Annotated in this window: 13 protein-coding genes; 6 read left to right on the top strand and 7 right to left on the bottom strand. The window is 65.9% G+C overall.

Translation table 11 applies throughout. The features are described from left to right. The first annotated feature begins 11 nt into the window (after positions 1 to 11). The 4 genes from fliG to VKP62_12940 all read left to right on the top strand — a co-directional run bounded on the left by fliG (position 12) and on the right by VKP62_12940 (position 5,596). The gene (gene fliG, locus VKP62_12955; protein ID MEB3198103.1) at positions 12 to 1,037 is read left to right on the top strand and encodes a flagellar motor switch protein FliG; all 1,026 of its coding nucleotides are present in this window, start codon (positions 12 to 14) and stop codon (positions 1,035 to 1,037) included. A gap of 1 nt (position 1,038) precedes the next feature. Continuing rightward, a complete protein-coding gene (locus VKP62_12950; GenBank protein ID MEB3198102.1) occupies positions 1,039 to 2,337 on the top strand; it encodes a FliH/SctL family protein in 1,299 nt (432 codons plus the stop codon). A gap of 7 nt (positions 2,338 to 2,344) precedes the next feature. Continuing rightward, positions 2,345 to 3,703 (top strand): flagellar protein export ATPase FliI, encoded by a 1,359-nt coding sequence (gene fliI, locus VKP62_12945; protein MEB3198101.1) that lies wholly within the window; start codon positions 2,345 to 2,347, stop codon positions 3,701 to 3,703. 183 nt (positions 3,704 to 3,886) lie between these two features. After that, positions 3,887 to 5,596, top strand: coding sequence for a hypothetical protein (locus tag VKP62_12940; GenBank protein ID MEB3198100.1), 1,710 nt, complete (start codon positions 3,887 to 3,889; stop codon positions 5,594 to 5,596). On the opposite strand, the gene VKP62_12935 is transcribed toward VKP62_12940, so the two are convergent. Both VKP62_12935 and VKP62_12930 read right to left on the bottom strand, forming a co-directional pair. Continuing rightward, positions 5,583 to 6,383, bottom strand: coding sequence for a hypothetical protein (locus tag VKP62_12935; protein MEB3198099.1), 801 nt, complete (start codon positions 6,381 to 6,383; stop codon positions 5,583 to 5,585). The genes VKP62_12940 and VKP62_12935 overlap by 14 nt on opposite strands. Before the next feature lie 9 nt (positions 6,384 to 6,392). Further along, positions 6,393 to 7,580: a B-box zinc finger protein gene (locus VKP62_12930; GenBank protein ID MEB3198098.1), complete on the bottom strand. Its 1,188-nt coding sequence runs from the start codon at positions 7,578 to 7,580 to the stop codon at positions 6,393 to 6,395. A gap of 210 nt (positions 7,581 to 7,790) precedes the next feature. Between VKP62_12930 and VKP62_12925 the strand changes: the two genes are divergently transcribed. Then, a complete protein-coding gene (locus VKP62_12925) occupies positions 7,791 to 9,134 on the top strand; it encodes a family 1 glycosylhydrolase (protein ID MEB3198097.1) in 1,344 nt (447 codons plus the stop codon). Here VKP62_12925 and VKP62_12920 read toward each other — a convergent pair. Beyond that, entirely contained in the window at positions 9,107 to 10,945 is a 1,839-nt protein-coding gene (locus VKP62_12920; GenBank protein MEB3198096.1) for a glycosyltransferase family 39 protein, read from the bottom strand. The two genes, VKP62_12925 and VKP62_12920, sit on opposite strands and share 28 nt — an antisense overlap. Positions 10,946 to 11,067: 122 nt before the next feature. Here VKP62_12920 and VKP62_12915 point away from each other — a divergent pair, with 122 nt between their 5' ends. Next, positions 11,068 to 11,337: a hypothetical protein gene (locus tag VKP62_12915; protein MEB3198095.1), complete on the top strand. Its 270-nt coding sequence runs from the start codon at positions 11,068 to 11,070 to the stop codon at positions 11,335 to 11,337. A 47-nt stretch (positions 11,338 to 11,384) separates the two neighbouring features. Here the strand turns inward: VKP62_12915 and VKP62_12910 are convergent, their stop codons facing one another. The 4 genes from VKP62_12910 to VKP62_12895 form a co-directional block, all read right to left on the bottom strand. After that, positions 11,385 to 11,858: a MogA/MoaB family molybdenum cofactor biosynthesis protein gene (locus VKP62_12910; protein MEB3198094.1), complete on the bottom strand. Its 474-nt coding sequence runs from the start codon at positions 11,856 to 11,858 to the stop codon at positions 11,385 to 11,387. Beyond that, the gene (gene glp, locus VKP62_12905) at positions 11,827 to 13,074 is read right to left on the bottom strand and encodes a gephyrin-like molybdotransferase Glp (GenBank protein ID MEB3198093.1); all 1,248 of its coding nucleotides are present in this window, start codon (positions 13,072 to 13,074) and stop codon (positions 11,827 to 11,829) included. The genes VKP62_12910 and glp overlap by 32 nt, the downstream gene beginning before the upstream one ends. 18 nt (positions 13,075 to 13,092) lie before the next feature. Continuing rightward, positions 13,093 to 13,389, bottom strand: coding sequence for a hypothetical protein (locus VKP62_12900; protein ID MEB3198092.1), 297 nt, complete (start codon positions 13,387 to 13,389; stop codon positions 13,093 to 13,095). A gap of 36 nt (positions 13,390 to 13,425) precedes the next feature. Then, the coding region (locus VKP62_12895; GenBank protein ID MEB3198091.1) for a HAMP domain-containing sensor histidine kinase at positions 13,426 to 14,775 on the bottom strand (1,350 nt) is incomplete at its 5' end.

The following is a 14,775-nucleotide window of genomic DNA, read 5'->3' as shown; positions in this document are numbered from 1 at the left end:
GAGGTTGAGCGATGGCCACCAAGAAAAAGACCGTCAACGAGCTGAGCGGGCGGGAGAAAGCGGCGATCCTGCTCGTCAGCCTGGGCGAAGATGTGGCCAGCGAACTCCTGCGCAACGTCACCGACCAGGACGACCTCGAACAGCTCACGATGGAAATCGCCAACATGGGGCGGGTCGACGGCGACGTCTCGCGGGCGGTGCTCGAAGAGTTCTACGCGCTGTACCAGGCGTCCCGCTCCACCGCCATGGGCGGGGTGGAAACCGCTCGAGACCTGCTCAGCAAGGCGCTGGGCGCAGACCGCGCAGCGGAATTGCTCGGCCGGCTGACGGACCAGCTCGCGACCATTCCCTTCGAATTCATGCGGCGGATCGAAGCCAACCAGCTGCTCAACTTCATTCAAAACGAACATCCCCAGACGATCGCCCTGATTTGCGCCTACCTGAAGCCGGAGCAGAGTGCCACCATCATCGGCGGGTTGAGCCCCGAGGCTCAGAGTGATGTGGCCGCCCGCATCGCCCTGATGGATCGCACCAGTCCTGCCATCATTCGCGAGGTCGAACGCATCTTGGAACGTAAATTCAGCGCCGTCGTGTCACAGGACTTCTTCAACGCGGGCGGCGTGAAGAATCTGGTCGAGGTGCTCAACCGCGCCGACCGCTCGACCGAAAAGACGATCATCGAATCGCTGGAAGAGCAGAACCCCGAGCTCGCGGACGAGATCAAGAAGCTCATGTTCGTCTTCGAGGACATCGTCTTGCTCGACGACCGCTCGATTCAGCGCGTGCTCAAGGACGTCGAATCGAAGGACCTCGCCCTCGCGCTAAAAGGCTCCAACGACGAGGTCAAGGCCAAGATCTTCAGAAATATGTCCGAACGCATGTCCGGCATGATCCAGGACGAACTGGGCTACATGGGCCCGGTGCGCCTGAAGGATATCGAAGAAGTCCAACAGAAGATCGTGGCCGTGATTCGCAAGCTCGAAGAGGCGGGCGAAATCATGATCAGCCGGGCGGGTCAGGACGACCTGGTGTACTGACATGTCGAGCGTGCCGCCCATCCGTCCGAAAATCATCAAGGTCTCGGCCTTCGAGGATGGCACCTACACGATTCGCACCCCGGGCCGCAGTGCCGAACGCCCCTTCGGTCCCGCCGCGTCGCGCAGCCCCGAACCCCAGGTTTCGGCCGCTCAGGACAAGGCCAGCGCCATCATCGCGCTGGCCGAAGAGGACGCCGAACAGATCCGGCAGGTAGCCCTCGATGAGGGACGCGCACGCGGCCACGCCGAGGGCTACGCGATGGGTCTGGAGGAAGCCAAACGCACGGTGGTTCAGGAGTACGGTCAGATCCTGGGGGCCCTGTCTCAGGCGATCGCGCAATTCCACGCCGAGATGGCTCAGCGGGAAGACAACCTGATTCAGGAACTCAGCAAATTGTCGATCGCCATCGCGGCCAAACTTCTGCCGATCGAACTCGCGCACGGACGGGAAGCGGCGCTTCCCTTGGCGCGGGTGGCCATCCAACATCTGATCGACAAGACCCAGGTGCGCTTGCGCGTCCATCCCCTGGACATGGACCAGATCGTGGCGGTGAAGCAGCAGCTGATGCTCAGCATCGATGGGCTCAATCAGCTCGATATCGTGCCGGACAGCAACGTCGGGCTGGGAGGCTGCCTGGTGGAAAGTCGCTCCGGCCTGATCGATGCCCGGCTGTCCACCCAGCTGGCCGAGGTCGCCACCAGCCTGCTCGATGTTCAGCTGGGGGTCGACGAGGGCAGTGGCGTCGATCCCATGGTGGCCGCGGCGGTGCAGGCGCTCGGTCATAGCGCGATGCTGTCGACCATTGATTCCTCGTCTGCCAATCCGGCCGCGCACATGGAAGCCCTGATGCGGCGGGACGCCGCGACGCAAGCGGAGGCCGAGGCCCGAGCCCGGCAAGTCGTGCAGGCGGCTCAGGCCGAGGCCGCCGCCGTGCTGGCCCAGGCCCAAGCTCAGGCGCGCGCCCTGGCCATGTCCGCGCAACCCCTGCCTAGCGTGCCTCCCCCGGCAGCCCCAGCCGCCCCTCCTCCCCCGGCACCTACCCCGCGAGCCACCCCCGCGCCTGCTCCCGTGCCTCCCGCGCCACCGCCGATAGCGGCCAAGCGAGAACACCTGGAAGCCCCGCTCGGGGACCAGGCCATCGACGAGTTGCTCAGCGGCGTGGAATCTCGGATTCCCGCCGACCAGTTGCTGCCCAATGTCGCCAGCAACCGCAACCAGGAACCCAATCTGGAGCAGGCCACCGATTCGCTGGCCCGCATGCTGGGCAAAAAGAAGACCAAGTCAGGCCGAGGCTGGTGATCGCGTGATGGCCGGACTGGACCAATCGGACTCTCCCGGTGGCGGCCTGCTTGGCCGTCAGTTTCGCATCCTCGGAAAACTTGACCCGATCCGGGTCGAGGGACGTGTGGCCCAGATTGTGGGCCTCGTGGTGGAATCCGATGGACCCTCGGCACGCATGGGCGAAATCTGCCTGATTGCCACCGAGGCGAGCAGCCCCCCCCTGGCCGCTGAAGTGGTCGGTTTTCGAGGCGATCGCCTGCTGCTCATGCCGTTGGGCGAGATGGCAGGCATTCGTCCTGGCTCCGAGGTGGTGGCCACGGGACGCCCGCTCAGTGTCCCGGTGGGCGACGCGTTGCTGGGGCGGGTCCTCGATGGCCTCGGGCGCCCGATCGATGGCGGCCCTCCGCTGCGCCAGCTGAGCCGGATCCCGGTGGACAGCGCCCCCCCCAATCCTCTGATGCGGGCCCGCATCAAGCAGCCCCTCTCCCTCGGCGTGCGCGCCCTCGATGGGCTGCTGACCTGCGGTCGCGGTCAACGCCTGGGAATCTTTGCCGGATCCGGCGTCGGCAAATCGACCACGCTCGGCATGATCGCACGGAACACCGCGGCGGAGTTGAATGTCATCTGCCTGGTGGGGGAACGGGGCCGGGAAGTGCGTGAATTTCTCGAGCGCGATCTGGGCCCTGAGGGCCTGGCCCGCTCCATTGTCGTGGTGGCGACCTCCGACCAGCCGGCCTTGCAGCGGATCAAGTGCGCGCTGGTCGCCACAGCCATTGCCGAGCATTTCCGCGATCAGGGACGAGACGTGATGCTCATGATGGATTCCGTCACGCGCTTTGCCATGGCCCAGCGCGAGGTCGGTCTGGCGATCGGGGAACCTCCGGCCACCAAGGGCTACACCCCCTCCGTGTTCGCCATCCTGCCGAAATTGCTGGAACGGGCCGGGACGGGCTCCCAAGGCTCCATCACAGGACTTTACACCGTGCTGGTCGAGGCCGACGACTTCAATGAACCCATCAGCGACGCGGTGCGCGGCATTCTGGACGGCCACGTGATCCTCAGTCGCGAACTCGCGGCTCAGAATCATTACCCTGCCATCGACGTGCTGCAGTCTGTCAGCCGCGTCATGCCGGAGATCACGAACGAGTCCCACCGTCAGGCCGCCGGCTATTTGCGCGAAGCGCTGGCGACTCATAAGAACGCGCAGGACCTGATCAACATTGGCGCCTACCAGCGCGGCAGCAACCCCCAGATCGATCTGGCGATTGACCTCAACGAGCCGATCAAGGCCTTCCTGCGACAGAGCGTCGAGGAAAATATCAGCCTGGAGCAGGCCCAAGCGGCTCTGCTGGCGATCTTTCATCCCTATTTGAATCAAGGTTAGCCAGGGACAGGGGGCCCGGCGCTCATGGCGTTCGAAGCAGGTCCACCTCTTCTCTGGGGGCGATCGCCCGGACACCCTCATGCGCGGCGCTTACCGGCGGCGTGGCAGACGCACGGCGATGCTTCTTTGTTGGTGATGGGACCTTGTTCGATTAAGCTGCCAGACAGGGAGGGGTAGCATATCGTGCGATGGACCATTTTCACGGGCGTCGGTCTGGCCATTCTGGCCGCGTGTGGTAGCCAGGTGCCCAACTGGCGTGGCGCACTGTCGGCGGTCCAAGCGCCTGCGCCACTGGCGGGTTCACGCGCGCGGCCGACCGCGCGCATCGAAATCGATCTGACGCGTCCTCTGCACGCCGCCAGTCCCTACGTCAACGGATACAATCGAAACCACAACCATCGGCAGTTCCGGGTGCATGGGTTCGACCGCCAGGCCTTTCTGCAAGCGTTACAGGCACTGGCGCCCCGCTGGGGCCAACGCTACCAGGCGGAACTGCAGCAAGCCGGCTATCCCGCCCGCTCCCAGCGACGGGGGCTCTACCGCACGGGACACGGGCCGACCGATGGACGGCACGACTACTGGTACCTGACCGGCTATCGTTTCCTGGAAAACTGGGGACGCGATGGGCAGGACAGCACCTGGGACGGCTATCCCTATGACGACCTCCGCTACAGCCTGCAGGAAGCGACCGAGGCGGAGGCCGAGCCGCTGGTCACCATCAATTTCGGCACGGACACGCCAGAGGCCGCGGGCAACCTGGCCGCCTGGCTGAATGGCGCGCGGTCAGAGCTGCGCGTGCAATGGCCCCCGTTTTCCGGGGCGCAGAGCGCGCCGCCCGATGGGGCCTTCTTGTTCGAAATTGGCAACGAGGTTCAGTTGCGCGTGGTGCGAGGGCACGAAAAGGCCCGGGACATCGCGCGCTACGTGGCCAACGCCGCTCCCTATGTCAGGCAGGTCCGGCAGGCCAGTCCTCATCCGGTCAAGGTCGCGCTGGCGGCGGCGGTCAACGTGTTCTGGGGGGGGCCTCACGACCCTCTGCGCGACACCTTCTGGAGCCAGCAAGGGCAGATGGTGCGCGATTTCATCCAGGCCGCTCAGCGCGAGGGAATCCGCTTCGATGCCCTGCAATTACACGGATACCCCAGTTACCCGGTCGGGGAAAAACTGGCCGGGAATGCTTATCTGGCCGAGTTGATGGCGCGCGAGATCATGCCAGCCCTTGCGCAGGCCCCCTACCCCATCGAGATCTGGAACGACGAGTTCCACGCCGCCAGCGGCCTGCCTCGCAACACCGGGATGTACGGTGCCCTCTATGCGGCCGATGCGGTGGTGACGGCCTTCAACCTGAGCCGGAACGGTCGCCAGCTTATGCCCATCACCACCGACTTTGCCGCCTGGCATGCGGGCCGTGGTGGCGCCTCCGATTCGCTCTATTTTCCCGAAAACCAGGTCGCCCAGCCCTCTCCCATCTACACGTTTCGCCGCTGGCTGGCACATCATTGGGGCGACACGATCGTGACCTCTCAGGTACAGAATGTCGGCTTTTGGGAGGACGTCGGAGCCGATGGCAGCCGCACCCGAGTCAGCTTGCTTCACGTGGCTGCCGCCCAGCGCCAGGATGGAGGGGTCACGCTGCTCGTCGTCAACCGAAGTCGCCAGCCTGTCCAAGCCCAGCTCGTGCTGAAGGGAAGCTCACGGCCGGAGACGCGCGGACGGCGTTACACGCTCCAGCCGCGACCGGGACTGACTGACCCCTGGAATGCCGCCTGGAACGAGGTCGAGCGCCTGGAAGCCGATGAGCTCGACCTGGCCGGGGGGATCTCCTTTCCCGCGGCGTCAGTGACCTTCCTGGTCGCGCCGCCCATGACGACCAGGGGACTCAGCGGGCGGTGAAGCGATTGCGCGTCACGCAAACCCGACGCGCCAAAGCGACGCGCTTGCCGCCGCGATAGACAGCCTTGGCCTCCAGCACGTGGCGACCGTTCTTGACGATAGGAGTGGGCCATTCGGTCTGGAAGGGCGGCCGGGTGAAGCGCTCCCAGTGCTTGCCGTCGACCGACAGCTCCACATAAGACAGATGCTGGGGTGCCGCAACTGACAGCTTGATGACCTGGTTCCCCGACAGCGGCCTGGCGCCCGTCGGCTGGGAAAACGCAACCTTGGCCACTCCAGTGTAGGGGGGTGGCGGCGGCGGCGGCGTCAGCGCGGCCTTCACTTTCACATACCCCACCAAGAGCACCACGACGACCACCAGCGCACCGGCGGCGGCGAGGCCGGCCCGTACGGCCGGTGGGAGAGGCCGGGCCATGTCCTCCATCGCCTGCAGCGCACCCGTCGCGCCAGTGAGTTTCCCGGTGCCCCGCCGAGCCAGGCTCCCGGTGCCCCGAGCCCGTGGTTCCAGGGCACAGCGAAAGCAATGCTGTGCCCCATTGAGACAGGCTGGGCAATGAGGTTTGTTGCAACTCTTGCAGCGCCGATCCACCGGCACGCCATCGTGATTGGTGCAGAACAGACGCTTGGGCTTGCCGGCGGCATCCCCCCCGCCTTTGGCGGCCTGACTGTGGCAGTTCATGCAGCGGCCGACGGCGCCATTCAGCCGACAGCGGTCGCAAATCTGCTGGCGACAATGGGCACAGGAGGCCGAGGCTCTCGACTCCGGGTGGTAATGGCACTGCGCCAAGCGTTACCTCTACTTTGATTTGACCACGTAGGTCTTCTTGTGGGTGACCGTCACCCCGTGCTTGTAGGTCGCCTTGGCTTCCACCTCGTGCTTGCCGGGCTTGTGGACGTTGGTCGGCCACTCGCTCTTGAAGGGAGGCTTTTTAAACTTGGCCCAATGTTTCTTGTCGATGGTCACCAGCACGAGTTCCACCTGCTGCGGCGACGCCACTTGAAGCTGGATTTGCTGCACGCCTCGGATGGTTGCCGCCTTGGGTGACACGATGGCCACTTTGGTCGGCCCTTTGAAAGGCGGAGGAGGCGGGAAGAATCGCTGCTGCCCGACGGTGACCCACCAGGCAACCCCTCCCACCAGGGCCAGGGCAGCCAGGCCCCCGACCAGCAGCTTCGGGGACAGGCGTGGGCCTTTGAACTTCTTGGCCGCCTTTTTGGGTGCCACAGCCTGGCCCTTCTTGGCCGATTTTTTCGGTTTTCGAGGCCGCGCGGCCGCTACCTCAGCCGCCTGCGCGGCCACCTCGAGCCCTTCGTGAATCCCACCGCGATCGGCGTAGCTGGCCGCGAAGTCCATTCCGGGTTCGTAGCCCACTTCGGTCACGGACGATGGCCCGAAGGATTCGGCTTGCAAGGCCCGGCCGCTAGGGTCGGCCTTGCAAGGCGCGCACTGGGTCCCGGAGGGCAAGCAGGCCAGGCAGTAGGGTTGATAGCAATTCAGGCACTGGATCTCCGCCACGACATCGCCGTGGTACGAGCACATCACCAGGTCCTCGGTCACAGGCTGCGCCGCCACGCCAGCCCCGAAGGAGGATGGCATGGCCTCCGTGACGCCCGCCATGAAATCGTCGAACCCACTGCTGGATGGCTCACCAGCGAAATCCGTGGCACCAAAGCTGAGGTCATCCACCAGCGCACCGTCGAAGCCATGCGAGGCGCCGGGTGGTTCACTGGCCACTGCCACTCCCCCCTCGGCGAAGGAGAAAGCGGCGTCCAATTCATCGCCTGCTGCGAAACTCCCCCCCGAATAGTCGGCAGCGAACCCTTCCGCACCGGCTTCTTCAGGACGCGCCGGCGGCCCATGCGTCGCGCAATGTCCACAGCGCTGCAATCCGCCTTCGATTCGGCAGTTATCACACACGTCCTGTCCGCAATCCGGACAGACGAATTTGGCTTTGGCTTCGGGGTGGTAGAAACAGGTGGCCATGCACAGAACCGAGGGGGGATGTCTGGTTCATTCCCTTTTCAGCCGCATTTCGAACCACCATCACCCGCCTTCATCACGGACCAAGGTTGGCCTTGCCGTCTGGCTCTCCCCCGTCGGCGATCCAAGCGGCGGCCCGCCTGATCGTGACATCGATGCCCGCTTCCGGCATCATGACGAAGGTGTCGCAAAGGTCCGTCTCGGGGAAGCACCGTGGCCTCATTCCGCTGGCTGGTTTCGTTGTTCCTCGGTGTCACGGTGGGCCTTCACCTGCCGGCCCCCACGGCCCGGGCCCAAGGCGCCGATGAGTTGCCGCCAGCCCCGGTGGGCCAGACCCCTTTCCTGTGGGGCGTGACGCTGTCGGATTATCAGAACGATGGGGCCCATCCCGCCATGGATTGGGCTGAACTGGAGCGGTCGGGACGCTTGCCTGAACGCAGCGGACTGAGCGCCAACTTCCGGGGCCACATGCAGGCCGACCTCGACCGCGCGGCCTCACTGGGCCTGAATGCGTTTCGCACCAGCATCGAATGGAGTCGGATCGAACCGGTCGAAGGCCAATTCGACCGGGCCGAGGTCGCCCACCTCCATCGCCTGCTGGACGGCATCCGCAAACGCAAGATGACCCCCGTGATCGCGCTTCACCACTTCGCCACGCCCCGCTGGGCGATGGAAGCGAGCGCCGACGGTCTGGCCGGCTGGGAGAATCCCCGCATCGTCGAACGATACAATCGTTACGTCGCTTTTGTCACCCGGGAATTCGGCAAAAAGATCGACTGGTACATCACGTTTAACGAGCCAGCCACCTTGATTCTGGGTGGCTACATGATGGGTTGGACCCTCCCCCACCGAATGGGGCCTGTTTCGACCGTGCGCGCGACGGCCAATTTGGTCACGGCCCACGTGGAGGCTTACAAGACCATCCATCGACTCGATGGCAACGCTCGCGTCTCGCTGGCCGAATACAACGCCCTCTTTCCGATCGCAGATGGGGGGATTCACTACATGCCGAGTCAATTGCTCAATCTGGTGCTGGACAAGCACCGCGGCTGGGATGGGCGACCGCGGGTCCGCTATCTGGACTATCTGGCGCTTCATTACTACGGGGCCGTCGATGCCGGCGCGGCCACCTCCTTCCCGGTTCAACCCTGGCGCTGGGGCGTGCGCCCGGAACACATGGACCGGATCATTCGTGCGTACCACGAGGCCTTCCGCCTGCCGATCCTGCTCGCGGAAAATGGATTCGCGACCCGCAATCGCGAACCTCGCTCGGATGGATGGACCCGTGAGGCCTACCTCGTGGCCCACATTGACGCCCTGCGAAAATTGAAAGACGAGGGACTGCCGATTCTCGGCTACATGTACTGGACCCTGACCGACAATTACGAATGGGGCTCCTTTGACCCGCGCTTCGGGCTGTGGCGAATCGACATTCGCAACAAGGACCTGACCCGGCATCCGACGCCCGCGGTGGAAGTCTACCGGGAGATCATCCGGGCAGGTGGTGTGACCCCCACCTTGCGGATGCGCTATCCGCCCCCGTCCAGTCCCCCTTGAGGCGGCACGCCCGCCTGCCCGAAGGGCGTCGCGAAGATGCGAATTCGATAGGCACCTCGCCCGAATTCGGCCGCAACCCGGCAGTCTTTAGCCAGCCAGGCCCCCAGGGTAGGCATGTAGCCGACGCCGAACTTCCAGCGTTCCTCACCGAAGTTGGACAGGACAAAGTAAGCGACCCTCGCGGCCTTCAGGCGAGCCAGAAAGTCCAGCTCCTCGTCGGGGGTGGTCAGGTATCCGTAAAAAATCTGGTTTTCCTTGACCGGATTGTCCTGCCCCGCGAACAGGTAGAGACTGGGCTCCATGGGCGCCGCCACGAAACGCTCTCCGGGCTTGAGCGAAGCCTTCAAAAAGCGCAGCGTCGCATTGAACGGCTCCGCGTGTTCCGGTAAGGCCCACACCGACCCCGCCGGGCCATCGACCCGGACCATTCGCACCGCATAGGTGTTGGCCAGGTCCAAGCCGTGGCGCCCCATCAGAGCCGCGAGCAGAAGGCAGAGCGGCAGACGCTGGCCCAAGGTAGACAAGCGCAACCCGAGCGCGCGCGGCCCCCATTGCGTGGCCAGCGCCACCCAGGCGATCAGGGCGACCGGTGCCTGGTAACCGGTGTACTCGTTGATCCCGTGAAACAGCGTGCGGGTGGTGATCAGCAGGCCATAAAGCGAGAGCAGCAACCAGGCCAAGGTCACGTCGTGCCAACGTCCGCGGGCACGGCATTGCCAGCAGGCCCCCAATGCCACGGCGAGGAGCAGCAAGAAACTGGGACTGACCCAGACGCGGTGGGCCCATTCCCACCAGAACTGCCACCGTTCAGGACGGGCGGCCAGGCCGCCGGCGAGCAGCAAGGGGGGCAACAAGCCCAGAGCCATCCGCCACGGACGCTGGCGTCCCCAGGCCCAGAAGCGTCCCCCGAGCAGCGCAAGCGCCAGGGCGGCCAGGTCTACCATCAGCCAGAACAGGTTGAAGCGCCACGTCACGAGGCTCCCCCGCCAGGCGTCGCGACTGTTCCAGAGGGCCATCAAACGCTGGGGCCACACACTTTCCAGCACCACCGAGAGGGGCACCTGATGAAGCAACCAGGCCAGCAAGCCTCCCCCCACCAGCAAAGCGGGGACGACGCCCGCGAGGAGGTCGGCCAGGGTCCAGGGACGTTCTCGCCACCACGCCAGCCAGGTCCTGAGGCCCACGTACACCAGCGCTACCGCCGCCGCGGCGAAACCAAATTCCAGCTTGGTCACGCAGGAAAGGCCCACGCACAGCCCTGCCAGGGCCAACCAGCGCCGTCGCCCCGTGACCAGATGGCGGAGCAGGCCGAGCAAGGTCCCCAGCCCGAGCGCCACCCCGAAAGTGGCGGCGAAGGTGTAGGGCCACAGGTAGCCCTCCAGATCACGTCCCAAGGCAAAGTGACTCAGAAACAGCGCGAGCACCGCGGCCGCGGGGAGCGCAGACAAAACCTGGCGCGCGACGGCGTAGAGCAAGCCGCTGATCAGCATCAGGTGGAGGGCTGAAGCCCCATACAGGACCTCCAGACGTTCGCCCAACAAGCCCAGCAGAGTCGCCCAGGTCCAAGGCGCCAGGGGGCCATACAGATGGTAAAAATCTTGATAGATCAGGGCGCCATGCCGCACCTGGAAGGGGATGTACAGTTCTCGGGCTGAATCGGCCGTGAGCAAGGGCCATTGGCCCCAGGTGAGGCCCACAAAGGCAAGCAGAAACACGGCGGCCAGCCCCAGCACGAGGGCGTCGGTTCGACCGATTGGAGGCACCCGTGGCGCCTGGTCCGGCGGGCGGTGTTCCTGGAGACGTTTCATCATGGTGCTTCCTTACCACGCGCAGCAGGCCTGTGTCGTGCGCGACATCCTTGACGGTGGATTCGTGGAGCCGGCAGGGTACAAGGGGGGGGTCCCACGCTGCACTCAAGGAGAAACCAAGCGGAATGGCCATCACCACCTCTTCCGACGCCGCCCACGCCTGGCGCATCGTCAAGCCCAACGCCGCCGTGCCGCCTCGGGCATTGCCGTCCCGCCCCGTGCCCCTGCATTTCGTGGCTGTGCCCGCCAGCGAAGCGACCGCACTGAACGTGGCCGAAGCGCGTGCAGCGTCCCTGTTCCAGGCCGCTGGGCCGATCTTGAGTGAAGTGCCGCTGTCGAGCGAACTTCGCGACACCCCGCTCATCCTCGGGTTCACGGCCCTGCGTCAGGCCTGAGGGCGCCCCGATTCTGAGGCTGCGCGGCGCGCCCGCGCGGCCCAGGTTCAGTGGGGACGTTCCCCCCCGGCGATCGCCAGAGCGTGCGGCAAGACCGCCGCGATCGCCTCGAGGCACTCCCGGGCCCCCCGCGGGCTCCCCGGCAGGTTGACGATCAGGCTTCGTCCTCGCTGCCCCACCACCGCCCGGCTGAGCGCCGCCAGCGGGGTCTTCTGCAGGCTGAGCTGACGCATCCGCTCGGCCAAGCCTGGAACGAGGCGGTCGCTGACCGCCTCGGTGGCCTCGGGCGTGACGTCGCGAGGTGCCAGGCCGGTGCCCCCCGTGGTCAGCACCAGCGCACAGGCCAGGTCGTCCACGCAGCGGATCAGCGCCGCCTCGATCTGGTCGCGTTCGTCCGGCAACAGGGCGCGTTCCACCAGTTCGACATCCGGCCAGGCGGCCAGGTAGTCGACCAGCCCCTGCCCGCTCAGGTCCTCAGCCAGGCTGCGGCTATCGCTGAGGGTCAGGATCGCTACCCGCATAAGCCTCCAGTTCCTCCATCAACAACACCTCGACCGCTTCGCCGGCCAGGTAATCATGAGGGCCCTCCGGCAGCACCGCGAGGGCGTTGCCCCAGGCCAGGCCGGACAGCTGGTGGGAGCCCTGTCGGGTCGACAGTTCCACCAGGAACCCCTCGGACGACCACTGCACCCGCGCCCGCAGATATTGCCGTCGCGAAGCGGTTTTTCGATGGGCCTCCCGCAGGCGCGCCTGCAGGGGCGGGGGCAAGCACTGCCGCTGTCCCGCCAGACACCGAATGGCCGGACGCGCGAACAAACTGAACCCCACCAAACTGCTGACCGGATTTCCCGGCAATCCGATCACAGGGGTCTTCCCGAGATGACCGAAGGCCAGGGGCTTCCCCGGCTGCATATCGATCCGCCAGAAATCGACACGGCCCACCGCGGCCAACACCTCGCGCACCCGGTCATGGTCGCCCACCGAGACGCCCCCCGTGGTGAGGATCAGGTCGACCTCGTCCGCGCGTGCAAAGAGGGCTTGCAAGTCCTCCGGGCGATCGCCGACGATGCCCCACTGCAAAGGCACCCCACCTGCCGCCACCACCAGCGCCTCCAAGGCCCAGGCACTGGCAGCCCGAATCTGGCCAGGCAGCAGAGGTTGGTCTGGCCAGACCAGCTCGTCCCCCGTGGCGATCAGCGCCACGCGCGGGCGCCTCACCACCTGCACCCGGGTGAGGCCCAGTCCGGAAAGCAAGGCCACATGAGCCGGCGTCACGGCGGTGCCAACGGGCATCACCAGTTGCCCCGGCTGCACATCTTCCCCGGCCCGGCGGAGGTTCTCGCCGCCCTCGGCGGAAGCGAGAATCTGCACGTGGTCGGGGGCTTCCAGGGTATCCTCGCGCATGACGACCGCCTCGCAACCAGGCGGGAGCGGGGCTCCGGTCATGATGCGGTAGGCGGCTCCCGCCACCAAGGACGGCACCTCCCGCCTGGGGCCCGCGGGACACTCTCCGAGCAAGGTCAGCCGGACCGGCGCGTCTGGCCGAGCCGTGGCGACGTCGGCCAGGCATACGGCGTAACCGTCCACGGCCGAATTGTCGAACGGGGGCAGGGCCCCCGGGGCTCGCACCGCTTCGGCGGAGACCCGGCCCACCGCATCACGAAGGTCGACAGCCTCGGCAGCCAGCGGCGTCAGAGCCGTCAAAATGTCGGTGACAGCCTCCTCGACGCGACGCACGAGAGTCGCCCTGCCGGCTCAGCGACAAGCCGCAGGTCGCTTGGCGTCCGCCGCTGCCTGATCCGCACAGGCCGTGTCACTGGCCGGCTGGTCAGGGACGGGTGACGGCTGGCTGGAACTCTTCGGCTTTGGTGCTGCCGAAGAGGCGCCAAATGAATCGCCCGTCTTTTGGGTCGCAGTCGCCGCATCCATGCCAATCAGACGGCTCGAGTCGGCGTAAGCACCTGCCACGGAGGGGTCCACCGCACCGATCGTCTTGGTTCGGCAGCCCATCAGGCAGACGAGCAAGCCAACGGCGAGGATAGTCGTTCTCATGATACAGCCCCCCTTATTTGATACTTCATCGTATCATCACTTGCCACTCGGGGCAGACTTCTCCACTGAAACCTCCCGTTCCGCACCGCCCCAGGTGAGCGTCGGCAAGCGGACGTGGAAGGTGCTACCGCGGGCGGGCTCACTGACCACCCCGAAGGCCCCTCCCGCCCGGGTGACCAGTTCGTCCACATTCAACAGGCCCATGCCGGAGCCGTCCGGTCGGGGCGCGGAACGTCCGAGTCGCGCCTGGACCTCCCACGGCATGCCCACGCCATCGTCCTCCACATAGAGGGTGGCCCAGCCGTCTCCGGCCTCGACCCAGAGCCGCACCAAGACGCCAGGCCCCGCGTGCTGATGGGCGTTGCGGATCAAGTTGCCCAGGATCTGGTCCAGTTCGATCGCCGAGAGGCGCAGGTGACAGGGGGTCTGCGGCAAGTCGATCTCGAGGCGTTGCCCCTTCGTGCGCAGGATCGGCTCGAAGGTCGCCGCCAGCGACTCGAACACGGGGGCCAGCGGCGTCCCCACCAAGCGGGTCCCGGACGGATCCATCAAGCGCCCCAGCTTTTCCTTGAGGAAGCTCGAGACAAAGGTCAATTGTCGTTCCAGGGCCCGCAGCAAGGTTTGGGCCCGGGGCTCCGACGCCGTCTCGTCCGCCAGGCTCTCCGCGATGAACTGCATCGCCTGGTGCGCATTGCGCAGGTCGTGCAGGATCTGGCGCACCAACGCCGCTTGTTCGCGAGCGATGGTGGTGTAGATGGCGGTCTGGCTGCGGCTTTCCGCCAGGTCCTGCAGGGCGGCGAACATCTCGGTATTGCGCTGTTGAAGCTCCCGGCCCAGTTGCTCGGCGCGGGACAGGGACTGCTCGAACAGCCAGATGATCATGCCCGTTCCTGCCAGCAGCACCAGCAGTCCGGAAGCGAGCAACAGGGGGGCGACCCCCGGCAGAAAGTAAAGAATCAACAGGGGATAACTGAGTGACTCCAGCACCCAAAGGGCTGCAAAGGCGGAAACCAGCGCCCGCCCAAGGCTCCGCTCTTCCTGACCTGCGGGATAGAACGCCCAGGCGACCAGCGCTTGCGCCAAGGTCAGCGCGACGAAACCGGGGAACAGGAGCGTGCCGACCGCAGCCCCCGACAGCGCCAGCGAACCGCCAGTCCCCAAGCAAAGGAGGCTCAGGGCGGCCGCCCATTGCCGAGGCCAGTGCCACCGCCTGAACGCGCGGGCGGCCTCGGCCATGGCCACAGCCGCCAGGGTCATGCCCAGCAAGGTGGGGGCGGCCCAGAGGGGCTCGGCCGGCTGCAGGGAGAAGAGCAAGCCACCCAACAGGGACACGCTTCGCCAGGCCAGGCTGCGGACCCAGGCCTCAAAGTAGTCGAGCGGGTAACG

It is taken from the genome of Candidatus Sericytochromatia bacterium (genome assembly GCA_035285325.1).
GTDB lineage: Bacteria > Cyanobacteriota > Sericytochromatia > S15B-MN24 > JAQBPE01 > JAYKJB01.
The sequence above is the reverse complement of the archived record's forward strand: the minus strand, read 5'-3'. Positions and strand labels throughout refer to the sequence as shown.